Consider the following 25,750-nt stretch of genomic DNA (forward strand, 5'->3'; position numbering starts at 1 on the left):
TACAGGAGGTGTACATATGGGGAGAATATCTGTCTCTCTGTCAGATCTGAGAAGAGCGATCCAGCAGTGTGAACAGTTGCAGCAACGCTTGATTCAACAGGAACAGCAGATGCGAAACATATATGGAAGGCTGCAAGACTGGAAGGGAGAGTCTGCAGTACAGTTGTCTGCAAAAATGTCGACATTTCTTGAAGGGACTACATCCAAATTAGCAGAGCTAGAAGCACACAAAGAACAATTAAAACAATATATAAGGAAGATGGAAGAGGCAGACCTCGAAAATCGACGTAAAGCTCAGTCCCCTTATTAATCGATTTTATTTCCGAGCGAGGAGGAATTATGTTTATCTACATCAATTCGATCTGGCGCTGGGCCATCAATCTTCTGTATCCTGCCATTATCTTTGTCTTCAAGAGCTGGGGACCGATATTGGATTCTTGGATAGGTCCTATTTTGTTCGTCGCGGTGTTCTGCTTTCTATGGAGCGATGTAAAAGACATGTTCGTTTCGACAGGATTGACATGGTTTATTGCCATCCCGTGTTGGTGGTATTGGATTGAGCGTCCGAAACCATCGTTTGGTGCGGAGAATTTTGCCGCACATCTATGGTTAATTGTACTTATGTATATTGTCTTTGTGCTCATTCCTCAGACCTTAATCCTGACTACTCGGTTGCGGGTAATGGATTATTATAAAAAGTGAAAGTCAATTTAGAGTAATCAGCCCTTGCCATCATTTTATAAATTGATGGTAGTAAAGAAGGTGTACAGAGAGGTATGCGTATGACACGTAATTGGAAAAGGACAGCGTACGTGTTGTTCTTTGTATTGGTCGCTCTGTTTTTGATACGCTCTTGTGGTCCGCAGGACATCGACACAATCTTAAGCGAAGAAGGTATTCCCCCAGAACAGGTAAAGCTAGTTACAACTATTGAAACGCGAACTCAATTGGTTTTATATCAAGATCTCACTACGAATAACCTGACTCCTGCTTTGATCCAGCAAAAGATGTGGTTCACTGAACTGGCCAGAATAGGCGGGGGTTTGCAGGATAATCAGGCCGAGCCGCTGACTTCTCATATATCAGGATACGAGGAGTCTAAAGGCAAAATGATCTATATTATATACGGGTATCTTCACGACGCTGACATTACCCAGCTGCATATACGTTACGAACCCAAACCAGTATCTTCACAGGTGGAAGCGAAAATCGTGGAACCTTCTCCCGATCAATCCAGCGGCAGGTTGTGGTATGCGGTAATTCAGCAGCCGATTCACGAGATGATTTGGGACATAAAAGGATTGAACGACGAAGGTCACGTCATCTACTCATCTCTCGATAGTGAGGTTAGGAGGTAGCATATGAGTCGCTTAAAAAGAATCAACAAGCCATACTTCATCTTCCTCATCTGGAACTTACTCATGATTGGTGCCGTACAGGGGTTAACCTTTCAGCATGAACCCGGCAGAGGGGTGTCTGGTAACGGTAATCTAGGGCTTTTGGTGTTATTTCCATCTCTTCTGACCTTTCTGATTCTATGTATCTGGACGACCACTTTGTCCAAATGGTGGTTGTACGATCAGCGTCAGCGCTGGGGAGGGAAGATGCATGCCTTGATACCCCTGGTTGCTTTCCTACTGTGTGTGTTGTCTGTCGCTTGGGAGTTACACATCATCGATGAATTACGCATGCAACTCAACGGATTTACGAATGATTCGGATTCCGCAGTGTACCGTTTTGGCTGGCTGAATCAGTACACGAACACCTTGTTTTACAATATTCCAATCCTGCTGTTCGGTCTGTCTTTCTCCATATGGATTGGCTGGCTGATGGAATGGAAACTTCGCAGTCACAGACCTGTATGACCCGAACTGCAAACGAACTATATCCACATACACAAACACCCCTTATCCGTCGTTTCATACGGGCAAAGGGGTGTTTCGCGTTCTTGCTATACTTTGCGTTTATATTTCCCTGTATACGGGATAGTAAGATGGATCTTGAGATCCTGGATCGAATCTTCCGTAAGCATCATCTTACTCCCATTGTTGGATAACTTACGCCAGAGTTTCGGATTTTTGCGATACAGCTTCTCCTGAAGACCGTAAATATCCACCCCACGCTCAAGGCCGTGACGGTAGGTCTGCATGATCTGTTCCCGCAACTTCACTTCACTGATCTGGATCATCTCTTCATAAGAGGTGGGCACCAGATATTCGTACAACGCGGTTAGGTATTGGGCATCAATGTTGAACTTGACCTCTTCACCTTGAATGACAGGCTTAATTTTGATCTTCGGCAATCCTACACTGAGTGCCCCATAGATCGTTCCGTCCTTCTGGACAAGTAGGGGAGCACGCCGCATGTCCTTGATTAGCCAGTGATAACCGGGAAGCTGACTGCGTGGCAGGAATTCGAAGTTAACCCCCGTCCTTTCAAAAAAGGCCCCCTCGACCAGAAACAGATCATGTTTCTTTTGGTTTTCAGACCATTGAGTATTGTTCAATGCAATACTCGGCAGATACGTGGTGGTAGCCGGATCATTATGCGTTGCAATGAGCTTGAAGCTGAGGACGGGCGGGTACAACGATTCTTCCATATAAGTGGGCAGCGGGTTATGAAGAATGCTATCCAGTGGCGACATATTGTAGATGGACGTTGCACTCAGGATTTTTTCCAGAGGCTCTCGTGTTCCATATACCCAGGTTGTATAACGAGATTCTGGAAACCGTCCCAGCATGTCGAACACTTCTTTGATATGTTTACTGGTGAGCACACCTTCTGCCATAACGATGGCGGTCACATGCCCCCAGGCCATATGCAATTGAGCCGTACGGAACAACTCGTTGAGCGCAAGGCTCATGGTTTTCCCTTCGGCATGGCCGACCCACACAGGTGGGGTATCTGCACTTTTGGTCGAACTTTCACTTTTGGCAACACTGGCAAAATCCAGCGTTTGCACATACAGATGATACATGCCGTCCTTATAATCAATCCCAAAGGCTTTGGCGTAGTCTACCTGTTGGATTTCAAATGCACTCCAGCATCCACTCGTCATCACGCACATCGATAGGCTTAACAGACTCAGCAAACATCGCTGTAACAAGTGTTTCATCGTCCGTTTCCTTTCTTGCGCGGTTCTTGGGTCTCCAGATAGACGGGTCTGCGTTTACCCAACCCTTTGGGCAGTTTGAATAATGAAGCTATCGCTTGTTTGAAATGAAGTGGCGTTAACGGCGTGAGATACGGAATGCCAAACGACTTGAGATCGGTCAGGTAGATGAGGAACAGAATTAACGACAGGATGAACCCATAGATGCCAAGGGAAGCCCCCAGGACAAAACAGAGGAAGCGCAGGATCAGCACAGAGCTGGTCATGACCTGGTTTACAATCGTTGCTCCAGCTACGACCGTGACTGCGATAATAACGATCATGAGTGGGGAGACCATACCGGCCCGGATGGCGGAATCCCCGATAATCAGACCTCCGACGACAGTCAGTGTCTGGCCGATGGCACTAGGCAAACGTACCCCCGCCTCTCGGAACAACTCCATCAGTAGCATAATGAGAAACATCTCCACTCCCGATTCCATCGGCAACCCCATCCGTCCAACGGATATTGTTGCAACCAGAGGGAAGGGGATCTGGTCCATATGAAATGAGGTCAGCGCAATATAAAAGCCAGGCAGGAACACGGTGATCATCAGACCAAGAAAGCGCAGCATCCGTCCTACGTTCACAGGTAAGAAGGGAAAGCTGGCATCCTCCGGGGATTTGAGCAAAAGAAACAGATTGACCGGCCCAATAATGGCGCTGGGATTGCCGTCGACAATGAGGATAAAACGTCCGTTCAGGAGACATTCCGCAGCAAAGTCAGGCCTACCCGTATAATGGGTGACGGGAAATAAAGTAATCTTCGAAGGCGACAGCAACTCTTCCAGTTCATTGGCGGTCAAGATGCGTTCGGTCTCAATCTTGCGCAACCGATCCTGGACGTCTTCGATCAGCTCCGGATTGGCGATATTCTTGATATACATCAATGCCACCTTGGTTGCAGAACGTGTACCGATCAGTTCGATATTACAGGCCAGCTGGTTCGTACGCAGACGTGTACGTATCAGGGCAACATTGACGGCAAGGGGTTCAATGAACCCGTCTCTTGCCCCGCGGATCGAAACTTCGGTGGTCGATTCCTCCGGTGTTCGAGTAGGGATATTAGATATATCAATACTCCACATGGTTTGCAGGGAAGGAATACAGATCAACATTTGGCCTTCAAAAACACGGAGAGACATCAGTTCAGTTCCAAATGCCGGATCTTGCAGATCCATTCGTGTCCAATCCAGACTGATGCACTTTTCAATGTCGGATGTACGGATAAAGTGTGTATTTTCATATGTTCGTTTGAGTTCCGGGAGAATAATATCGTAGATCGCTTCACTGTCCACCATACCGCTGCAATAGGTCATAATGAGTTGCATCGGAGGTTCTCCGATCATATGACTATTGATGATAACATCGTCAGATCCGGCAAAAAAGGTATTCAAGTTATGCTCGTTCATTCGGAACGGTTCAACTTCACGATTATTTTTGGGCTGGGTTGAGATCGGCATGATCGGGAGCCTCCTTGTCTTTTTTATGGATTAATGCAGCAATCGTTAATATCACCGTAACGGCGGAGACATAAGCGAGCATGACCGGGAACTGAATATGGTCCACATAATAGTCGACGTAATCAATGCGCCACCATTGCATCGCCATGAAGCTCATAATGACGGTAATGGTAAGAATGGCGATATATCGTTTCTTCGGTCGGCGGAAATTCAGCAGATCCACAATGAGATACATGGATATAGCAACCCTTGCAAAGGAACCACTAAGCCACTGATAGATGGACAAAAAATCAACGTGTTGCAGCAGCTTTCCGATATTCACAAGTTTCCATTGCTCATAGGGACTGTTCCGTTGCTTCGCTGCTTCTTCAGGACCGAATTCCACAATGGCTCCGATCGTGGGACCGATTGCCATACTGAGCATGAAAATACCTAGGATCAGAACATACCACCAACGAATTTTGCCTTTGACTTCATGTTGGAACAGCATGAGAATCCAGATTTCCATAAGCCCGGCAAGGGAATAAATCATGCCCCGCCACACGGGACCCATGCCGTTCTCCATAATCGGAAACAATAGGCTGTAGTCTTTGTATTTCATATTGGCGGACATCACAAAGTAACCAAGCAGTATCACAAAGGGCAGCAACAGACTGGAAGTCATCGCGATGGATCGTATGCCCTTGGCCGCCGCCCAGGCAGCAACCAGCGCTCCGCCACCGGCCAGAACATAAGGAGGTGTGAATTGAAGATACGTGGAGACTGTCCAGTTGGTTGTCTCATATAACGTATGCGTGCCAAGCGTGAACAGCAAGATGGAAGCGGAGATCCGGAAGATCCAGGAAGGAATGGCTCCGAATTCTCGCGTGATCCAATCTGTTAATCGCTGTCCACGTACCCGTCGAATAATGATGTACATCATACATAGAAACAACATGAACAAGGGAGCGGCTGCGACAACAGATAACCATCCATCTCTGCCCGCAGCTTCGAGAATTGCTGGGATGGACAAGACATGGCAGACCAGTCCGGCACTTAATAAAATGATGGAAAAGGACAACCAAATGGTGATTTGACCTTTTTCACGACTCATGCGAATCCTCCTTTCCAATGAAGGAAGTTTCCGTTAGGTTGTACAGCATACAGGAAGTTGATTCCTTTTTCATATTTTTTCACAGAAAGCGGCAAACGAGATGGACGAGCCAGCCAGAAAGCTTTAACATACAGATATAGCAATGTCGAAGAAAACTTCTGAGCGAAGTATAGAGAAATAGGGAGGAAACCTGCGATGACAAATACGACGAAGGCACCTGGAGAGACGAAAGTTGGCTTTATTGGTACAGGCGTGATGGGTAAAAGCATGGCTGGGCACATCCAGCAAGCGGGATATCCGCTACATGTCTACACGCGAACTGCTGCCAAAGCAGAAGCGTTGGTAAAAGAAGGTGCCGTATGGCATGACACACCAGGCAAACTGGCTGCCGCGTGTGATGTCATCATCACGATGGTGGGGTATCCGAAGGATGTGGAGGAGATTTATCTCGGTGAGGATGGTCTCGTAGCCAATGCCAAACCGGGTTCATATCTCATTGATATGACGACCTCAAGTCCGTTACTGGCTGCACGAATCTTTGAAGCTGCGGAAGCCAAAGGACTGCATGCACTGGACGCGCCTGTGTCGGGCGGTGATATCGGAGCGCAGAACGCGAAGCTGTCCATTATGGTTGGGGGTAGTTCGGAGGCCTTTGAAGCCGTACGTCCACTGTTTGAGCAGATGGGGAGCAACATAGTGCTGCAAGGCAAGGCGGGAGCCGGGCAGCATACCAAAATGTGCAACCAGATTGCCATTGCCTCTGGTATGATGGGCGTATGCGAAGCACTCGCTTATGCCAAGACGTCTGGTCTGGACGCGGAGACCGTGCTGAAGAGCATTGCTACCGGTGCAGCCGGAAGCTGGTCACTCAGCAATCTCGGCCCGCGCATGATCGCAGGCGACTATGAGCCTGGATTCTATGTGAAACATTTTATCAAAGACATGGGAATTGCACTGGAGTCTGCAAAAGCGATGGGCATGAAAACGCCTGGGCTGGCGCTGGCCGAATCCCTGTATCAGGAAATAGCGAATAATGGTCTGGAAGAGAAGGGTACACAGGTGCTCTACACCTATTATCTTCAGGCTTAACAACCAAGAGAACAGCAGCGTATTCTTTTTCTATTCAGGAAAGGTTGCGCTGTTTTTTTAATTTTGCGGCTTGTTTATGCGTCTAAAGTCACGGAATTGGTTAAATGTTCATATGTACTTTGCGTATTGGAGACATTTTGATCGTTTTCCCTTTATTTTTCCCCCTCTTTATCCGACATAAGTAATAGAAGTTTACATAATGAATGTGTCAAAGGATGTTATTCCTCCTGTAATGGTCACCCGTAACCCACACTACAATAGAACGGAGCTTGCCCATGTTCAAGAAGATCCTGTCTCTGTTCAAGACACAGCCAGAGCTTGCGAACCAGATTACAGCCTCCGCTTCAGCGTTACCATCGACGACAACCATTCCTCCGCGTATGGTCCGCAGTAAGCGCAAGAAAAAGGCGGAAGGGGATTGGACACGCCAGCCGGAGGAGCCCAGCACAGCAGATCAGCTGATTGGTCTTCCAAGTGAATATAAAGTGCTGAACGACTTACTCGTTACCAATCCGAAGTCACGCTCCGGTTATTCGCAGGTTGATCATGTTGTGATCGGCCCTCGGGCAATCTTTGTGATCGAAACCCGGAATTTGACGACAGGTGAGATCCGCGGCGGACGAAGAGAGGCCAATTGGTCGGTCAGCAGTAGCCGGGTCAAAATGTACAATCCACTCATGCAGCATCGTGCACATGTGGAAGCCATCCATGCACACCTTGGAGACTACAAAAGAGTACGTCTCGTCTCTATGGTAACCTTCACCAACCGATGCCGCATCAGTGTTGATCCTGCTGTGAGATATGTGAATTCGGATGAACTGATCATCTACGATCATGAATTGGTAGAGACCATTCAGCGGAAGACGGAACGACTTGAGACTGAAGTTCCCGAGACTGTATTTCAAGAGAAGGATATTCAAGCGATCTACGCTCTGCTCTCATCTGTCAATTCCACGGATCCTCAGATTCGGTCAGAACACATGGAGAAAGCTAAAGGCATTAAATAATCACGCTTTACGAACACTGTTGTCCTTAAGGGCGGCAGTGTTTTTGTGTTGCGGTGGTAGTTAATACAGGAATAGTAAAAGGCTTTAGACACAGGTATATCGTCGTATACACCCCATTTTTGACTTGTGATACAATGTAGACCATGTTTAATTGTGAATCGCGCATGTTATCCGAAAGGATATTTTTGTAAGTGAGTGTTCAAGTCTTGGAGCAGAGGTTAATGGTTCTCAGGAATATACATACGATAAGGGGAAGATTATACGATGAAATGGAATTATAAGATAAAGACGTTCACAGTTATGCTTGGTTTGGCAGCGATTCTGACAGCTTGTGGTGGCGGAGCGAAAGAGACGTCATCGCCGGAGTCTGCTTCCGGTACAGAAGTTGTTTCGTCAGAGAGCAGTAGCTCGAATGCTGCTGTAACAGAAACCGCAGCAACCGGTTCGAACGGTAGTGAGCAGACAGGTTCAGCTACAGAAGAGTCTTCTTCAACTGACGAAGGCAAGATTGGAAAGGACTCTACACTGGACGAGTTAAAGCAGCAGTATGCGGATAAGCTTGGTTATATCCGTATCCCTCTGAATGATCATCCGGTGCGTCGGGTGAGTGAGGAAGGTTCCAAAAATATTAATGTTGCCAACTATAGTGATGCCGTTGTGGACATGAATGCAGGGGTGCCGATTCATTCTGATTCGCAGCGGTTGATTGATGATGCCTTTCCTTTTTTCACAACCGTGCAAGCACCTGACGAATCTTATATAACTTGGGAAGAAGCAACCAATCTGGAGCGTGCCATGGTGAAAACGCTGTTTATCGCCCGTGAAGGTCTGCTGATCACCGAAGATGCGATGAAAAATAAGGATTATAACAGTACATCGTTCCAGGATTCCAAGGATTTCTTCAGGGTCACAGCGGAATTTGAATCCATGGCACCTGTTGCACAGCATCCGCGTGACATCACGTTGAGTACGCTATACGACAAAGCACGCACGTCGTGGGGCAAACTTGCTGCGATGGACCCGGAGCAGGATGAAGCGGCGTTTGCCGAGATGTATAAGACGACAAGAACCGATGCCAACAATGCGATGGGATTGCTTAATGTTCTTTTGTCTACGAATGAGGAAGAACGGATCAAAGAGATTTACGGGGAATAAAAATGCCGTGATCCAGAGTTAATCTGGATCATCCCGGTAACATGTCTGGATCACATGCCTTCAAACTCTGACTACCGATTGAAGCGGGGTCAGGGTTTTTCTGGTTTTTTCCAATAGGTGTATGATATGTTTTTAGGAGTAAGACATGTACGGAATATAGGTGAGGTGTGTGAAATATGTGGTGGATGAACTTTTGTAAACGCTTTAAATTTAAAACAAAGCTAATCTTGTTTTTATCTACCGCAACGGTCTTAATCTCCGGAATCACAGGATTGATCACCTATCGCATTCATATCGACCTGTTCAATGAAGAGGTCAGTCGCCAGTATAGTCTTACCGCAGAGCAGATTCTTGCACGTCTGGATTCCAGGGTACACGACATGTATAAAGTCACCGATTATATCACACTGAATCCCTCCGTAAAAAATGCCATCAAAGCACAGACCTCTGGCATCTCGTCCTACGATCAGATGAAGCTGGAAGATGAACTGGATGATCAGTTGTATCAGGTAAGGCTGGATGCACCGGAGATCATGGGGCTCCGCATATATGACCTGAAGGAAAACATATTTAATCTCGGCGCCTTTGCTGGCTCATTTCAACAGATGGATCCTTCCTATCTGGCAGAGATGGTTCATAGACTGGAAGGAACGGGCGGCGAATATGGTTGGAATCGTTTGGGGCCGGATGCCTTCTTGCAGGAGGAACAATCCAATTGGATTCTGGCGGGACGATTAATGCGGTCTGTTGATCTGGAGACCTATGGCGTAATGCTAATACTGTTTAACACCTCGTTGTTCGAATCGTATCTCAAAGATCTGCGACTGAACGAGGAAGTTGCTGTCTACTTGTTTGACGCAGATGCTGAGCTTCTTTATGCATTTCATAATCAGGATGCGGATCCACCACCACTTACCGAGCTAAGCCTAGGGGCGACTGAGATCAGGGACGAGCAGGGAACACCCCAATTGTATACGAAGCAAACGTCAGACAAAGCGGGCTTCACCCTGGTCAGCAAGGTCTCACTCACTCAGATTCAGAACAAGGGAAAGATCATTGTAAAAGTTGCTGTGTTCTCTGCCGTAGCCAGCATATTATGCTCCTGGTTCATCATTACCGTAATTAGCGGCAGACTGTTGCGTCCACTTGCGAGTCTAGTCAACGCGATGAAAAGAGTGCGTGATGGACAGTTCGATACACGGGTACGGATCGAGACACGGGATGAGCTCGGTTTCATCGGTGAACGATTTAATGCAATGGCTTCCCGGATTGATACGCTTATACATGAAGTGTACGAGCGGGAACTCAGTGAAAAAGAAGCTGAACTCAAAGCTATTCAGGCCCAGCTGAATCCCCATTTTCTGTATAACACCTTGAGCATGTTTTTCTGGAAGTTCTATATGCTTGGTGATGAGAAATCGGCTCGCCTGGTCACTGCCTTGTCCGAGATGCTGCAGTATACGCTGGAACCCGTGCAGCAACTGACGACCGTGCAGGATGAGATGAAGCAAATTGATCATTACCTGCAGATTCAGCAGGCCCGGTATCAGGAAGCCTTGTCAATTGAAATTGCCGTTTCTGCTGAATTGCTTCGCTGTCAGGTGATCCGACTGTTGCTTCAGCCCATCGTGGAGAATGTTTTTGTTCATGCCTTCTCGGACAAAAGGAGCAACCGCCATCTGGAGATTCGTGGCTCGCGGCAAAACGGGCATGAAGGAGAGCCGGATCTGCTCATCATTGAAATTTCAGATAACGGCTGCGGCATGCATGCATCGGTCATTGAACGCATTATGACGCCAGTGGCACATGCAGATGAGGAACGTCAGCACATTGGCATGCGGAGTGTACTTCGAAGAATTGAGTTGATACACGGTGAACCCTACGGTGTACATATCGAGTCGACTGTGGGAGAGGGAACGCTAGTACGTCTTCGTTTGCCTTATCAGATCGGTGAGGACTCATGCCGGGAAATTCAGGTGACTGAGAGGAGTAGGTTCTGTTGAATGGACGTATGCTCGTAGTGGATGATGAAGCATTATTTCGTCAGGGTCTGATTCATCTGGTTCGTAATAACCCCCTCGGGTGGGAGGTCGTTGGGGAAGCGGCCGATGGAGAAGAAGCGATACAGGCTGTACACAGCTGCACACCTGATCTGATCATTACGGACATCAACATGCCTGTGATGGATGGTCTAGATATGGCCGAACGCATACACGAGAGTGGACTGGACATTATGATTATCATTTTGACAGGATATCGTGAGTTCGAATATGCACAGCGTGCCATCCGGTATGGGGCAATTGAATTTTTGTTAAAGCCGTTCTCGCTTGATGAAGCATGTCAGGTGTTACAAAAGGCACATGAACGATATCGCCGAAAACAGTCCGACATTCGGATCAGGGAACAATACAGCCAAGTGGACCGTACCGAGAGACTGCGAGAGGAACTGACTTCGTTGCTGCTCCACCATCAATTTGGAGCGATAATGAATCGGATCGAGATGTTGCTAGAAGAAGCGTCCGGGATGAGCTTGTCACAAGGCAAAGCGGAGATTCATATGCTTATGAAGGTCATGATGGACTTACTGGTACAACAGCTTCAGCCTCAGGAATCCGGTGGTATGGACTCAACTGCCCCAGATCCACTGCTCTGGATTCATACCATACCTGAAGTCATCGCTTGGGCCCGTTGCAAGAGCGAAGAGTGGGTGGATATGCTGATGCGGCTAACTCAGGAACAGCAGGATCATGTCGTTACACGAGTTATACAGTATATTGAAATGAACTATTCCAGCACATGCACGTTGCAGGCCGTGGCTGCCCATGTTCATGTGACACCCAACTACTTGAGCCATTTGTTCAAAAAAGAGACAGGACAAGGCTTTAGCCAATATGTCAGCAAGCGCCGAATTGATAAGGCGAAGCTGCTGCTGCATAGCACTCGGCAGAGTATGGCAGATATCGCGGAACTGACCGGGTTCGATAACTCCAGTTATTTTACAACCGTATTCAAACAGATGACGGGGGTATCGCCCCGCGAATATCGCAAGCAAGTAGCCAAGTGAAGTGCCCGGTAGCAATCCCTCTTGAACTGCTGCAGGGTCACAATTAAAGAGAAGCCTTCTCTTAATATCTGTTCGTTTCCAAGGTCAACCCCACCATGTGGGGTTATTTTTGCGTAGAAAATTATAAAAGGATCGTTAAATAACAAATGTTTACGCTTACATTTTTATCTAAAATACAACTATAGTACATCAACAGCAGAGAGGAGTGATGGATGTGAAGGGGGAACTGACCGCAGGTCCGCCGTCTGGATTACAACCGCCGGATAGTGAAATGAAGCATCGGATTCGGCAGCAGCGGCTTCGACGATTCAAGATGAATATACCGTTAATCTTGATGTTTGTTCCGGTGATTATGTTCTACCTTACCTTTCGTTATGCACCCATCGGAGGGCTGGTCATGGCCTTCAAGGACTACAACTTTTATGATGGGCTGTGGAACAGTCCATGGGTGGGCTTTCAGCATTTTCAGACGCTGTTCAGTGATCCGCGCACGGTGGAGATTATTCGTAACACCTTGTTCCTCAGTCTGTTAAGTATCATTATCGGGTTTCCTATTCCGATCATTCTGGCCATTATGCTGAATGAAGTGCGAAATATGGCCTTTAAGCGAACGGTGCAGACGGTGGTCTATATGCCACACTTCTTTTCCTGGGTCATCATTGCGATGATGATCATGACGGTGTTCTCTTTGGAAAATGGGATTGTCAACCGCTGGGTCGAGGCCTGGACGGGAGCACCTTATCCGTTCATGTACAACAAGGGCTCCTGGGTAGCGGTGTTTGTTGGCTCAGGGATCTGGAAGGATATGGGCTTCAATGCCATCATTTTTCTCGCGGCACTAACGACCATTGATCCGAGCCAATACGAGGCTGCACAGATGGATGGGGCCAGCAAAATGCGCCAGATCTGGCATGTCACCCTTCCGGGTATACGCTCCACCATTATTCTCCTGCTTATTCTGTCGATGGGGCGGGTGATGGAGGTCGGATTCGACCAGGTGTATATGCTTCAGAATTCCAATGTCAATGAGATAGCGGATGTAATCAGTACCTATATCTACCGCACCGGTCTTCAGGGAGCACAGTTCAGCCTGACAACGGCGATGGGATTGTTCGAATCACTGGTTGCATTTATCCTCATTTTCAGTGCAAATTATATCGCGCGGCGATTTAACGAAGGTTTGTGGTAGGGAGGGAGAACAGCATGAGAAAAACCAAAGGAGAAAAAGTCTTTTATCTAATCAATTATGTATTGTTGTCATTGGTTGCCGTCAGCTGTATCCTGCCCTTACTGAACACTGTTGCCTTGTCATTTAGTGATGCGAGAGCGGTTGTTTCAGGTCAAGTGGGGTTATGGCCCGTCGATTTCACATGGTTCTCCTATCACAGCCTAATTACGGGAACGCCGATTCTGAATGCATTCTGGAACAGTGTGGAGATCACATTGATCGGTACAGGGCTCAGCATGGCGGTGACGATTATGGCGGCATATCCGCTGTCACGTAGACATTTTTATCACCGGCGCTTCTTTACGATGGCGATGGTGTTCACGATGATTTTTAACGGTGGACTCATCCCGACTTATTTGGTCGTGCAAAATCTCGGTCTTGTGAACAGTTACGGCGCGCTTTGGCTACCGGGCCTGGTGAGCACGTACAACATGCTGATTATGCGATCTTATTTTGAAAATCTGCCGGGGGAAGTGGACGAGGCTGCGCGCATCGATGGTTGTGGTGAACTGGGGCTTTTGTTCCGAATCGTGTTGCCATTATCCAAACCTTTGCTGGCGACTATTGCTCTCTTTTACGGCGTGGGTTACTGGAATTCGTTCATGAGTGTGATGATTTATATCAATGATACGTCCAAATACAACATGACCGTGCTTGTCCAAAATATGATTATGTCCAATCTGAATGTACAGGATTTTACCGATCCAACGATGATATCGAATCTGACCCCGGAAGGCATCCGGGCAGCAGCTGTCATTGTGATGGTCATACCCATTTTGGCAGTGTATCCGTTCTTGCAGAAGTACTTTGTTAAAGGGGTCATGCTTGGATCAATTAAAGGTTAACCCGCATGGGTTCATATTACAGGAGAGAAAGAGGGTCTTATCTATGGCGTTAACGATGAAGGCATGGATGAAGTCGGGTCTCGTTCTGGGCTTGATCGGTGGTTTGCTGGCGGGATGTACAGGAGGTAACGGTAGCGAACAGGCGGAAGGCGAAGGCAACAGGGGGAACATCACGTCAACGATCTATGATCGTGGCGCGGTCCCAAGCGGCATGGGTACGATCGAAGATAATATGTGGTCCAAGTGGATTAACGAGAATGGCCCGGCTAATGTAAAATATACAGCAGTTCCCCGCTGGGAATCCCAGTCCAAACTTAACGTATTATTCGCTTCTGGCAGTGCACCGGATATCATTTTTGAATTCGGTACGCCGATCCGTAACACACTGTTTAATCAGAAACAGCTGATGCCGTTGGATGAGTTGATCGAGAACTCGAGTGTGGAATACAAAGCCTTGATGGAGAAATATCCCCAGCTCAAGAAGGCCGGTATCAAAAGCGATGGTAAGCTCTATGAAGTGGGACGTATGAACGAGGTGTTTCCACTAACGAGCTTTTTCATACGGGAAGATTGGCTGGAAAAGTTGAATCTGGAGGTACCGACCAATGAGGAAGAGATGTTGGCGGTAGCCAAGGCCTTCACGGAGAATGATCCCGATGGAAACGGAGCTAATGATACATATGGCATCGGTGGATTTCAGTTCGGCGATACAGCGGGTCTGTTTCGCTATATGTACAACGCCAACTGGGTGAATGTGGAGGACGGAGAGATGGTAGTTGGTCCCAACAACATGAAAGAAGCCACGGCATTCAAACGTGCATTATATGAAGCAGGTGTGGTCGATAAGGACTTATTGACCGACAAGGACGGGGCCAAGGCGAAGCAGGATTTCCTGAATGGCAAAATCGGTATGTACGCGGCCATGACTTCGGATTATACCGGGTTTGCAGCGAAGGAACTGGATACACTGATGCAGAATGTTCCTGAGGCCAAATTAAAGGTCATCGCTCTGCCAACCACGTCCGTAGGACAGCACACGATGGTGTGGAATAACCCCGTTCAGATGACTGCAGCTGTGAATGCGCGAGCCAAAAATCCGGAAGCAGTTATGCAATATATCGATTTTCTTACCAAAACAGAGTCAGGGCGAACCTTCAAAAATGGATTTGAAAACACGCATTACACGCTGAACGATCAAGGCTGTCCGCGCATCTCTGATCAGGAGAAATACAAGCAGGAGATCAGCTGGGCAGGCGATTACGCCATGTTGTACAGCCGTCTGGAGGAAGGCAAATGCGGGTATACAGAAATGCTGTTCAGCGAAGAGATCCCGTCGCAGAAGGAAGGACTTCGACTATTCAAGGAAGCGCGTGAGGTATACATGACGGATCTTCCGGTAGGAGAGGGTGTTACCCATTCAGAACATATGCCGCAGCTACCCAAGGAGCTTCAGGTGAAGTTGACCAATGTGACAACAGCGATCAACGATATTTTTACCCGTTCCATCATTGGCGGAAGCAAATATACGGTCGAACAGGCAGCAACGGAAGCACAGCAGAAGTGGGAGCAAGGCGGTGGACCGGAGATTGAAGCATGGTATAAAGACTGGTGGAGCAAGGAAAAGGATAATGTACTAGTCTGGGACGACTTCTATGAAATCTATGAACAACAACAGGCTGATTTTGAAAAAGCAGAGTGAATTCAAGGATTCGAATCATTCATAAGATTTATAATTTTGGTGTTGGTAGAAATAAGCGCTCTGATCTCCTGATCAGAGCCTTTTTATGTTTGGGCTTCAAATAGGGGAATATTTGCCTGAAAAATGAAGTGAATAGAAAGTTCTCGCATCTCGCTTGAAACTATATCCAGAACGATGCGTATCATAAGGTATTAATTGTTTTTTAATGTAGAATATTGCCGTATTTCAGAGTATAGTTAAGGAATAATTTAACTTATATTCAATCATGATGTAGGGATGAAAATTACTGAAAACCATGAAAAAAGTAAAGAACACCATGTTTGAAACTATTGGAGGTTGAGTATGAGTTCATTTAAAAGCTGGTTAAATTCAACAAAACAAGGACTTGAAGAGCAAGTCAAAAAGTTTAAAAATAAAGATTTTATGGACGCCGTAGTTGCAGGCTGTGCACTGGTTGCTTTCGCGGATGGTTCCATTGACGAAGCCGAGAAGAACAAGATGGCCGGTTATATTAAACTGAGTCAGGAATTGAAAGTATTCGACATGGGCGAAGTGATTACACGCTTCAATCACTACGTGGCGAACTTTGAGTTCTCTCCGGAGATCGGGAAGCAGGAAGCGCTGAAAGCCATTGGGAAATTCAAATCCAAGCCGGATGTAGGCCGCGTTATTGTGGGCGTATGCAGTGCGATTGGTTCAGCTGACGGCAACTTTGACGATCAGGAGAAAAGAGTGGTTGCCGAGATCTGCAATGTACTTGGACTGAACCCGGGAGAATTCAATCTCTAAGTTTGGGTAGATATTTTACATGTGAAGGGAGGTGAAAATCAGTGGCAAGCATTAATTTGGTCAAAGGACAGAAAATTGATTTAACCAAAGGCAATGCAGGACTTACTGAGGTGATTGCTGGTCTCGGTTGGGACCCGGTAACTGCCAAAGGGTTCTTCGGAAGAAAGAAACAAGCGGATATCGATTGTGATGCATCGGCGATCATGTTGAATGAGGAAGGCAAGTTGGTGAAGGACTCCAACCTGGTTTGCTTCCACAACAAGCAAAGTGCATGTCGTTCGGTTATCCATTCAGGTGACAATTTAACAGGACAGGGAGACGGTGACGACGAACAGATCAAAATGGATCTGTCCCGTATTCCTGCTGATGTTCATAAAGTATTAATCGTTGTTAATATCTACGATTGTGTCAATCGCAAGCAAGATTTTGGCATGATTGAGAAGGCTTATATTCGTATTCTGGATGGTAAGAATTCCAGTGAATTGGTGAAGTTCAACCTATCCGATAATTACACAGGTTCAACAGCGTTGATCTGTGGTGAATTGTATCGTCATGGAGGCGAATGGAAATTCTCGGCAATTGGAGAGGGTTCCCATGCGGTACATATCAACGAACTCGCTCGCAGGTACTCATAAGTACAAGATTTAACCTAAATCGACAATAATCCTGATATTCATATGTCACGATAACTACAATACATTTAAATAAGCGAGGATGATCATACGATGGCAATTAATCTCTCTAAAGGTCAAAAAATCGATCTGACTAAAACGAACCCAGGTTTGACAAAAATCACAGTAGGCTTGGGCTGGGATACCAATAAGTATGATGGCGGAAAAGACTTTGACCTGGATGTATCGGTATTCTGTGCCAATGCAAACGGTAAAGTAGAAGGCGAGAAAAACTTCATCTTCTTCAACAATCCACAAAATGAAAATGGTTCTGTTGTTCACACCGGTGACAACCGTACAGGAGATGGCGATGGTGATGATGAGCAGATCAATATCGACCTGCCTAACGTACCCGCAAATGTAGAGAAAATTGCTTTCTCCATTACAATCTACGAAGCTACAGAACGTAGCCAGAACTTCGGACAAGTCTCCCGTGCTTATGTGCGAATCGTCAACGAAGCAAACAGTGAAGAACTGATTCGTTTCGACTTGGGAGAAGATTTCTCCATTGAAACAGGTGTAGTTGTTGGTGAATTGTATCGTCATAACGGCGAGTGGAAGTTCAGTGCCATCGGTAGTGGTTACCAGGATGGATTGGTTGGATTGACACGCGATTACGGTTTGCAATAGGACGTACAGAACGACTTACAGGATGGGAAGAACCGTCTCCTGGACGGTTCTCCTTTTCATTTAATCACATATCTTTGGAAGGGTGGAAAAACAAATGACAATCAGTCTTGCCAAAGGACAACGTATTGACCTGACTAAGACGAATCCGGGTCTTACCCGTGTGGTGGTTGGTTTGGGTTGGGATACGAACAAATATAGTGGTGGAGTCGATTTTGACCTGGACGCTTCGGCTTTTTTGCTGTACGAAGATGGAAAAGCCAAAGGTACGGATGACTTTGTTTTTTACAACAATCCAAGCGGTGGTGCGGGTTCAGTGACACATACCGGTGACAATCGTACGGGTGAGGGTGACGGCGATGATGAGCAAGTTGTCGTGGATTTCAGCAAAATCCCTGCGCACATTCACCGGATCGGTATTACCGTAACCATCTATGATGGAGATGGACGAGGGCAGAATTTTGGACAAGTCTCCAACGCTTTCGTTCGTGTTGTGGATGCTGCAAGCGATCGGGAAGTGCTTCGGTTCGACCTCGGAGAAGACTACTCTACCGAAACAGCTGTGGTGTTCTGTGAGTTTTACCGTGCAGGTGCGGACTGGAAATTCCAGGCGGTAGGCAGCGGCTTCACAGGTGGACTATCTGCTTTATGCAAAAATTACGGACTGGATGCACAATAACTTGGCATAGAAAGGTGAATCTGCTATGGCGATTTCTGTCGTGAAAGGCCAGAAGAGTGACCTGACCAAAACCAATCCGGGCTTGTCCCGTCTAACCGTAGGCATTGGTTGGGAAGCAGCATCGGGTGTGGAGCTGGACACATCAGCATTCCTTCTGGGTTCAGACAATAAAGTGGCTGGAGATGAGGATTTTATCTTTTATAACCAGCCCTCTACCTCGTTCATCACGTATAAGGATGGCGGGCAGGTTGGTGGCGAGAAGAAACAGTTCGCCATTGATCTTGACAAAATTCCTGCTCGAATTGAGAAAATCGCCTTCAGCCTGACGATTCATGACGGTGAAGCACGACGCCATCATTTTGGAAAGGTTCAGCATGGTTTTCTACGGTTTGCCAATGCAGCTACAGGTCAGGAAGTGATGAGATACGATCTGGGAAGCGGTTTTACAGTGGAGACCGCGATTGTCATCGGTGAATTGTATCGCCATAACGGAGAATGGAAGTTCAATGCAATAGGGTCGGGTTTTGCAGGCGGATTGAATGCACTCTGCGCTAACTTTGGTGTGGATGTGGATGGTGGATCAGACCCTGCGCCAACGACTTCAACCGTTCCTCCGACAGCTGCACCGACTCCACTACCGCCCCCGGTACCCGTATCCGAGCCAACGCCTTCTCCTGTGAATTCGATCAATTTCAGCAAAATTGAATTGAAGAAGAAGGGCGACACCATTAACCTCAAGAAAAATGCGGGGGGACTTGGTGAAATCCTGATTAACCTCAACTGGAATCAACAGGGTAGCAAAGGATTATTTGGTCGTAGCAAGAGTGTGGATCTGGACTTGGGTTGCCTGTTCGAGATGAAGGATGGTACACGGGACGTGATTCAGGCTTTGGGACAAACGTTTGGCTCACTGAACCGTTTCCCTTACATTGCGCTGGATGGGGATGACCGGACGGGATCGGTTAAGACGGGAGAGAATCTACGGATTAATGGTGCCCGCATCTCGGAAATTGAGCGCATTCTGGTATTTACCTATATTTATGGTGGTGTGGCCAACTGGTCTCAAGTAGACGGTGTGGTAACCATTCAGCAGAAGGACGGTCCCGATATCATTGTCCGAATGAATGAATACGGGAGTCCGCTCGGCATGTGTGGCATTGCGATGTTACGCAATGTGAACAATGAGACATTCAGCATTGAACGAATCGTGCAGTTCTATAATGGGCATCAGGCGTTGGACGAGGCTCATGACTGGGGAATGCAGTGGGTTGCAGGAAGAAAATAATCATTCGTAATTATTCAATATAAATGCTGTATCGGTCAGCACCATTGTAAGGATACTGTTGACCAACGTTATCCTCGATAATAGACCATCAATCCCTCCAGATTAAGGAGGGATTGGTTTTTATGCCCCGACAGCTGGAATCAATTCATGCAGATTGGCTATTGCCAAAGGTGCGAGGAGGAGACAATCCTGAAATATTTCAATTTTTTGAGTCTGGAAGAAGAAGATACGTTATTTTTCTCTTCACCCGTCTCGTTCAATCACCGGACTTCCAAAGATTTACTGGCATATGCTGTTGGGGCTGCTTTATATATGCCCGCGACGCGCACTCATATCGCGGACGACATTATGAATGGTAAGCATGAAGGTCTAACGACTATTATTATTGATCTGGAGGACGCTGTTGGTGACGACCAAGTGGAGTTTGCTGAACAGTGTCTTGTACAGCATCTGACTCAACTGATGACTTATATGGAGACAGGCATGCTCAGTCAGGATCGAATGCCTCTTCTATTTGCTCGTGTACGCTCACCACAACAGTTGGAACGTCTGATTGATACGTTGGGAGAACTGGTATCCATGCTGACAGGCTTGGCTTTGCCCAAGTTTTGTGTGGGGAATGGCAGGGCTTATTTCGACCAGATCCGCAAGTATAATCAACTGAAACCGGATCATTATCCTGTTCTCTATGGCATGCCCATCTTGGAGACTGCTTCGATAATCTATCGGGAGACACGTTGGGAGACTTTGCTGGACCTTCGAAACATCCTCGATGAGAATGATGAATATGTGCTTAATGTACGCATTGGTGCGACCGATTTCTCTAGCTTGTTTGGACTACGTCGAAGCCCGGAATTGACTATATACGATATCGCCACGATCCGTGACTGCATCTCGGATATTATCAATCTGTTCGGACGGATGGACAAGCCGTATGTGATCTCGGGTCCTGTCTGGGAATATTTCAGTCAGCGTGAGCGCGTGTTCAAACCTCAATTAAGACAGACCCCATTCGAAGAAACCCTTGGCAAATCAGGGCTGCATCTGAGAATGAAATATATTACGAATACAATGGATGGATTGATGCGTGAAGTCATGATGGACAAGGAAAATGGAATTGTAGGCAAAACGATCATTCATCCTTCTCATATTAAGCCCGTACAAGCGATGTACGTTGTTACGCATGAGGAATATTCCGATGCCCAAGATATCATAGCCCGTAATGACGGTAGCCTGGGTGTGTTCAAAAGTAATTACTATAACAAAATGAATGAGATTAAACCACACTTGAGCTGGGCAAATCGAATTCTAATCCGATCACAAATATATGGGGTGTTACATGAACAGCAGCATTTTGTCGGGCTCTTGCCCAAGCACGAACAACAACACAACTACGTTCCCAATTCTTGATCAATTCAGTCTGCACGTTGAGGTCACACATAACCCGCTGGAACTGCCACTGGAATCCCTATTTTCCATGGCTGCACGAATCAATAAGAAACGTTCATTTCTGTTTGTCAGCAAGCTGCTGGGCAAGCATATTCCGGTTAACCCGTATACCTCACTTCTGAGCGGCGCGGCATTGGCTGTTCTGCTGTATGAGCACCTGACAGAAAAGATGGAAGAGACAAACGCTCAAGTAGCCAAGTGGAAACGGGGAATGGTCGAGGGGTTAATTGATCCCAAGCAAGCCCGGCAAGTGTACAACATGCTGTTGCAAGAAAGCTTGAGTTTGCCGGAAACGATTCGTTTTGTTGGTTTTGCCGAGACAGCTACAGCGCTGGGCCACAGCATGTACGAGATGTTTGCTGATCATGCTTCCTACATTCACACCACTCGCGAATATGTTCCAGCGATGCATCCGGATATTCAATTTGAAGAAGAACACTCCCACGCGATGGCTCATCGTTGTTATGCGTTGGATCGTGAAGCCTTTGCAGGAGAGGGTCCGATTGTTCTGGTGGACGACGAGATTACGACGGGTAAAACGACGTTGAATATCATTCGGGATATTCAGGCTAGCTATCCTCGGAAGCAATATGTGATAGCTTCACTGTTAGACTGGCGTACGGAAGCGGACGAGCTTCGTTTTGCCGAGTTGGAAGCTGAGTTGGGGATTACCATTACACCGTTGAGCCTGTTGAAGGGCCGCATTGAAGTGGTGGGTACTCCACAGTTGGAACCAACACAGCAAGCCGAACCGCTGTCCCAACATGTCGTAACGCTTAAGACAACTACCGTTGCCGATGACTTTGAACAGCTGCATGCCACTTCGGAGGATGGTGAAGGCAAACGCAGCACAGCGAGCTACGTTCAGCATACGGGCAGATTTGGTATGCAATCGCGACATAATGGCGTATTGCGTGAGGAGATTAGCCGGATTGCAGAACGACTTCGATCGCAGCGTACAGGAGATCGGACGTTGGTGATGGGAACAGGGGAGTTCATGTACATTCCGATGCGTATTGCGGCTGAGATGGGAGAAGGTGTGTTGTATCAATCCACTACCCGTAGTCCAATCCATACACATCCAGCTCCAGCATATGCGGTTCGTAGTGGTGCCGGATATGCCTCGCCAGAAGATGCTTCCGTTCGTAACTTTATCTATAACATTGCCCCCGGACAATATGACGAAATTTTTGTGCTGCTGGAGAGACAGATGTCCGAAGAAAGAATGGAACCGATGTTGAAGGTACTGGGGCAGTTGGGATGCGCACATATTCATATCGTATATTGCGGCTTGCCAGAGAAGACAGGGGACAACAAGCAATGAACTTAACTACACTGGAGCTAATCAGACAACGTGAGATTCAGTCTCCCGAACCGATGGGCAGCTATGCTGCATCGGACGTTGTTTTCCTATTGAAGGATATCAGTCATGTGGATCTGGAAAAGGGAACGGGTGAACGGGAGCAGGCAATCCAATCCGGGGTTCATTATTCGGAGATGCTGCCCGTGGAATATCAGCCTACAGCAGAATACATCGAACTGTTTCACCAGACGCTGGAACAATCCGCCGCAAGAATCGCACGTCATACCGCCATTGTGGCTGAGAAGATTGTGGAGCGCAGAGGACTGGATCTTGTTCTGGTATCTCTGGCGCGAGCTGGAACGCCTGTGGGTATTCTGATCAAGCGTTATATTGAATTGAAATACAAGGTGACGATTCCGCATTATAGCATTTCAATTATTCGTGGCAAGGGTATGGACGAGAACGCAATTTTATATATTTTACAGCAGCATGGTCTGGAAACAGCTATTCAGTTTGTAGATGGTTGGACAGGCAAAGGGGCTATTCGCAAAGTGCTGAAACAGTCCTGTGACCGAATAGAACAGACTTATGGCGTAAGAATGGACGATGATCTTGCCGTATTGGCCGATCCGGGGCAATGTTCAGGAACTTTTGGGACAAGGGAAGATTATCTTATTCCTAGTGCTTGTCTGAATTCCACCGTCTCAGGACTCGTGAGCCGTACAGTACTTCGGAATGATCTGATTGGGCCGGCAGATTTTCACGGAGCCAAATGGTATCGTGAATGGTCCTCTGCGGATGTGTCGACCCAATACGTGGATACCATCGCTCAGCATTTTCCGCAAATGATGGACCTAGCGGAGATTCGAACGGAGGACAATGCTACAGGTACTTCGGAAATCACCTGGAAGGGCTGGCAGGATATCGAGTCCATCCAGCAATCCTTTGGCATTGCGAACATCAATCTGATCAAACCTGGAATCGGAGAAACAACCCGAGTACTGTTGCGCCGGGTCCCCTGGAAAATTCTTGTGGATCGACTGGACAATCCAGATTTACAACATATTATGATGCTCGCCAGAGACAGAAATGTGCCGGTTGAGGTATATCCGGGACTAACCTATTCCTGTTGCGGCATTATTCAATCCCTGGGAGGTGGAGGAGAATGATGATCTACGCAAGTGATCTGGACCAGACGCTGGTGTACTCCCGTCGTGCGCTCCGTATTCCCGAAGATACACCGGGACTAGTTCCCGCAGAGTGGATTAACGGCAAGTTGTCCGCGTTTATGTCAGCATATGCACTGGAGCGGTTGCAGTCTTTGCCACAAGACATTGTATTTATGCCTGTGACGACACGTACCGTGGAGCAGTACCGGCGCATTCATATTTTTCAGACCGAATGTATCCCGAAATATGCGGTGACGAGTAATGGTGGCAACATCATTGTCGACGGTGAGGTGGACGATGAATGGAATCTGCACATCCGTTCTTTGCTTCGTCAACAGGCAGCTACTCCCGAAGAGATCCTGGATTTATTCGACGATGTACTGAGCCCGGAGTGGGTGATTAACCAGCGATTGTGTGATGAGCTGTTCTATGCGCTGCTGATTGAACGTGACAAGCTTCCAACGGAACGCATTGCGGACAAGATTCGGGTGTTAGAGACACTGGGATGGGAGAGTTCAATTCAGGGTCGGAAGCTCTATCTGGTGCCTTCGGCCGTGAACAAACGAGCTGCAGTGGAGCATATTAGGCAACGTATCGGCGAAGTGCCTGTGATTGCTTCAGGCGATTCCTTGCTGGATCGCTGTTTGCTGGACTTTGCGCAGCATGCCATTGCTCCATCTCACGGAGAGTTGCATGTGGAGAGACAGCGTGTACCTGAGCAAGTACCGTATCAATTCACGGAACAATTCGGTGCTTTTGCAGCGGATGAGATTCTCGATTACGTCCACCGTATTCATAACGATCAACAGATCCAGATAGACCATGCCGTGATAAGGGAGACCGTATAAATGAAAAAAATGAAGATTTACTTCAACCGTTGGTTCTCTGTAACGTATCATTATATGAATGCAATTCGGGACAATGAGGATGGCATGGAATTTGAGATCTACGGTACTCATCCTGATCCGGGACATATGGCATTACAGGGCTGTGATGTTGCGGAAGTTGAACCACGAGTAACGGGCCGGGAGTATGTTGATTTTTGCCTCGACTTTTGCCGTCGTCATCAGATTGATGTCTTTATTCCACGTTGGAACATGCTGGACATCAGCAGACATATCTCCCTGTTTGAAGAGATTGGTACACGGGTTATCGTATGCTCGGATACGGAATTGCTGGAACAATTGATGGAGAAAGACCGCTTCTATGAATCAGTTCGTGAGAAGGGCATTATGGAGATTCCGGATTATTTCACGGTCAGTAATGCTGCACAATTCCAGCAAGCTTATGAGGCGTTGCGTGCACGTGGACATGATGTATGCTTCAAACCATGCAATGGTGAGGGCGGCATGGGATTCCGGGTGATCAACAATGAACGTGATCCGTTGCAGGAGTTGTTTGGATATGCGCTGAACTCGATTTCATATGAAGATGCCCTGCGCGCGTTCTCTTCTGCTCCGTCCTTTCCCAACGTCATGGTGATGGAGGTACTGGAAGGATATGAATACAGCATTGATTGTCTTTCAGACCGTAATGGGAAACTCATAACGGCGATCCCGCGTAGAAAAGAAAGAGGACGTCTGCGTTTACTCGAAGAAAACGAAGAATTGCTGGCGATTGCCCGCAATGTAGCAGAAGTATATCGGATTCCTTATAATTTTAATATACAGATGAAGTATCGCAAGGATACACCGAAGCTGCTTGAGATCAATCCGCGAATGTCGGGTGGATTGCATATGTCTTGTCTGTCGGGCGTGAACTTCCCTTATCTGGCGGTCAAGTCTGCACTTGGCCATGATATTGGACCACTTCATCCGAAGTTTGGCATACTGGGAAGTCATATCGAACAGCCATTTATAATCGACGTTCAGAAGGTAAGCGGAGTACACCACGTCTAGCTGAGAATTTTCCTCAACATTGACACCTTCTGGATGGTTTTTTTACAATACGGATGAGAGGTTATTCAAAAAGTCTACTTTTGATT

General features: G+C 47.2%; 25 protein-coding genes. 22 read left to right on the forward strand and 3 right to left on the reverse strand.

Annotation, left to right across the window (positions count from 1 at the left end; translation table 11 throughout):
• The first annotated feature begins 16 nt into the window (after window positions 1–16).
• From MKX75_RS04925 to MKX75_RS04940, 4 genes are all read left to right on the forward strand, one after another.
• Window positions 17–310, forward strand: coding sequence for a hypothetical protein (locus MKX75_RS04925; protein ID WP_076332979.1), 294 nt, complete (start codon window positions 17–19; stop codon window positions 308–310).
• A 29-nt stretch (window positions 311–339) separates the two neighbouring features.
• A complete protein-coding gene (locus tag MKX75_RS04930) occupies window positions 340–702 on the forward strand; it encodes a hypothetical protein (RefSeq protein ID WP_076332978.1) in 363 nt (120 codons plus the stop codon).
• Between the two features lie 80 nt (window positions 703–782).
• Window positions 783–1,358 carry a hypothetical protein gene (locus MKX75_RS04935; RefSeq protein ID WP_076332977.1) on the forward strand — a complete coding sequence of 192 codons (576 nt, stop codon included), beginning with the start codon at window positions 783–785 and terminating at the stop codon, window positions 1,356–1,358.
• 3 nt (window positions 1,359–1,361) lie between these two features.
• Complete coding sequence (locus MKX75_RS04940) at window positions 1,362–1,865, forward strand: hypothetical protein (protein WP_339168677.1); 504 nt, start codon at window positions 1,362–1,364, stop codon at window positions 1,863–1,865.
• 86 nt (window positions 1,866–1,951) lie between these two features.
• Here MKX75_RS04940 and MKX75_RS04945 read toward each other — a convergent pair whose 3' ends face one another.
• The 3 genes from MKX75_RS04945 to MKX75_RS04955 are packed head-to-tail and all read right to left on the reverse strand — an operon-like array spanning window position 1,952 to window position 5,707.
• Complete coding sequence (locus MKX75_RS04945; RefSeq protein WP_145146237.1) at window positions 1,952–3,115, reverse strand: Ger(x)C family spore germination protein; 1,164 nt, start codon at window positions 3,113–3,115, stop codon at window positions 1,952–1,954.
• Window positions 3,112–4,614 (reverse strand): spore germination protein, encoded by a 1,503-nt coding sequence (locus MKX75_RS04950; protein WP_339168679.1) that lies wholly within the window; start codon window positions 4,612–4,614, stop codon window positions 3,112–3,114. The genes MKX75_RS04945 and MKX75_RS04950 overlap by 4 nt, the downstream gene beginning before the upstream one ends.
• Window positions 4,586–5,707 carry an endospore germination permease gene (locus tag MKX75_RS04955; RefSeq protein WP_339168681.1) on the reverse strand — a complete coding sequence of 374 codons (1,122 nt, stop codon included), beginning with the start codon at window positions 5,705–5,707 and terminating at the stop codon, window positions 4,586–4,588. The genes MKX75_RS04950 and MKX75_RS04955 overlap by 29 nt, the downstream gene beginning before the upstream one ends.
• 195 nt (window positions 5,708–5,902) lie before the next feature.
• Between MKX75_RS04955 and MKX75_RS04960 the strand changes: the two genes are divergently transcribed.
• The 18 genes from MKX75_RS04960 to MKX75_RS05045 all read left to right on the forward strand — a co-directional run bounded on the left by MKX75_RS04960 (window position 5,903) and on the right by MKX75_RS05045 (window position 25,664).
• A complete protein-coding gene (locus MKX75_RS04960; RefSeq protein WP_082763001.1) occupies window positions 5,903–6,796 on the forward strand; it encodes an NAD(P)-dependent oxidoreductase in 894 nt (297 codons plus the stop codon).
• A 275-nt stretch (window positions 6,797–7,071) separates the two neighbouring features.
• On the forward strand, window positions 7,072–7,803 hold the full coding sequence (locus MKX75_RS04965; protein ID WP_076332966.1) for a nuclease-related domain-containing protein: 732 nt from the start codon (window positions 7,072–7,074) through the stop codon (window positions 7,801–7,803).
• 264 nt (window positions 7,804–8,067) lie between these two features.
• A complete protein-coding gene (locus MKX75_RS04970) occupies window positions 8,068–8,958 on the forward strand; it encodes a hypothetical protein (protein WP_339168683.1) in 891 nt (296 codons plus the stop codon).
• 227 nt (window positions 8,959–9,185) lie between these two features.
• Window positions 9,186–10,961: a histidine kinase gene (locus MKX75_RS04975; protein WP_175623775.1), complete on the forward strand. Its 1,776-nt coding sequence runs from the start codon at window positions 9,186–9,188 to the stop codon at window positions 10,959–10,961.
• The gene (locus MKX75_RS04980; RefSeq protein ID WP_076332964.1) at window positions 10,958–12,022 is read left to right on the forward strand and encodes a response regulator; all 1,065 of its coding nucleotides are present in this window, start codon (window positions 10,958–10,960) and stop codon (window positions 12,020–12,022) included. The genes MKX75_RS04975 and MKX75_RS04980 overlap by 4 nt, the downstream gene beginning before the upstream one ends.
• Window positions 12,023–12,293: 271 nt before the next feature.
• On the forward strand, window positions 12,294–13,211 hold the full coding sequence (locus tag MKX75_RS04985; protein WP_047844113.1) for an ABC transporter permease subunit: 918 nt from the start codon (window positions 12,294–12,296) through the stop codon (window positions 13,209–13,211).
• Window positions 13,212–13,225: 14 nt separating this feature from the next.
• On the forward strand, window positions 13,226–14,095 hold the full coding sequence (locus MKX75_RS04990; protein ID WP_076332963.1) for a carbohydrate ABC transporter permease: 870 nt from the start codon (window positions 13,226–13,228) through the stop codon (window positions 14,093–14,095).
• 43 nt (window positions 14,096–14,138) lie between these two features.
• The gene (locus tag MKX75_RS04995; RefSeq protein WP_083679639.1) at window positions 14,139–15,794 is read left to right on the forward strand and encodes an extracellular solute-binding protein; all 1,656 of its coding nucleotides are present in this window, start codon (window positions 14,139–14,141) and stop codon (window positions 15,792–15,794) included.
• A gap of 342 nt (window positions 15,795–16,136) precedes the next feature.
• Complete coding sequence (locus MKX75_RS05000) at window positions 16,137–16,583, forward strand: tellurite resistance TerB family protein (protein ID WP_062837434.1); 447 nt, start codon at window positions 16,137–16,139, stop codon at window positions 16,581–16,583.
• A 41-nt stretch (window positions 16,584–16,624) separates the two neighbouring features.
• The gene (locus MKX75_RS05005; RefSeq protein ID WP_062837433.1) at window positions 16,625–17,218 is read left to right on the forward strand and encodes a TerD family protein; all 594 of its coding nucleotides are present in this window, start codon (window positions 16,625–16,627) and stop codon (window positions 17,216–17,218) included.
• 90 nt (window positions 17,219–17,308) lie between these two features.
• Window positions 17,309–17,884 (forward strand): TerD family protein, encoded by a 576-nt coding sequence (locus tag MKX75_RS05010; protein ID WP_062837432.1) that lies wholly within the window; start codon window positions 17,309–17,311, stop codon window positions 17,882–17,884.
• 94 nt (window positions 17,885–17,978) lie between these two features.
• Window positions 17,979–18,560, forward strand: coding sequence for a TerD family protein (locus MKX75_RS05015; protein WP_036606267.1), 582 nt, complete (start codon window positions 17,979–17,981; stop codon window positions 18,558–18,560).
• 25 nt (window positions 18,561–18,585) lie between these two features.
• Window positions 18,586–19,845: a TerD family protein gene (locus MKX75_RS05020; RefSeq protein WP_339168686.1), complete on the forward strand. Its 1,260-nt coding sequence runs from the start codon at window positions 18,586–18,588 to the stop codon at window positions 19,843–19,845.
• 207 nt (window positions 19,846–20,052) lie between these two features.
• Complete coding sequence (locus MKX75_RS05025) at window positions 20,053–21,255, forward strand: HpcH/HpaI aldolase/citrate lyase family protein (protein ID WP_076332961.1); 1,203 nt, start codon at window positions 20,053–20,055, stop codon at window positions 21,253–21,255.
• The gene (locus tag MKX75_RS05030; RefSeq protein WP_339168687.1) at window positions 21,185–22,618 is read left to right on the forward strand and encodes a phosphoribosyltransferase family protein; all 1,434 of its coding nucleotides are present in this window, start codon (window positions 21,185–21,187) and stop codon (window positions 22,616–22,618) included. The genes MKX75_RS05025 and MKX75_RS05030 overlap by 71 nt, the downstream gene beginning before the upstream one ends.
• A complete protein-coding gene (locus tag MKX75_RS05035) occupies window positions 22,615–23,766 on the forward strand; it encodes a cysteine protease StiP family protein (protein ID WP_339168688.1) in 1,152 nt (383 codons plus the stop codon). Before MKX75_RS05030 ends, MKX75_RS05035 begins: the two co-directional genes overlap by 4 nt.
• The gene (locus MKX75_RS05040) at window positions 23,766–24,614 is read left to right on the forward strand and encodes a hydrolase (protein ID WP_339170341.1); all 849 of its coding nucleotides are present in this window, start codon (window positions 23,766–23,768) and stop codon (window positions 24,612–24,614) included. The genes MKX75_RS05035 and MKX75_RS05040 overlap by 1 nt, the downstream gene beginning before the upstream one ends.
• Window positions 24,615–25,664 (forward strand): ATP-grasp domain-containing protein, encoded by a 1,050-nt coding sequence (locus MKX75_RS05045; protein ID WP_062837428.1) that lies wholly within the window; start codon window positions 24,615–24,617, stop codon window positions 25,662–25,664.
• Window positions 25,665–25,750: the final 86 nt, after the last annotated feature.

The organism is Paenibacillus sp. FSL R5-0341, assembly GCF_037975235.1.
GTDB lineage: Bacteria > Bacillota > Bacilli > Paenibacillales > Paenibacillaceae > Paenibacillus > Paenibacillus amylolyticus_A.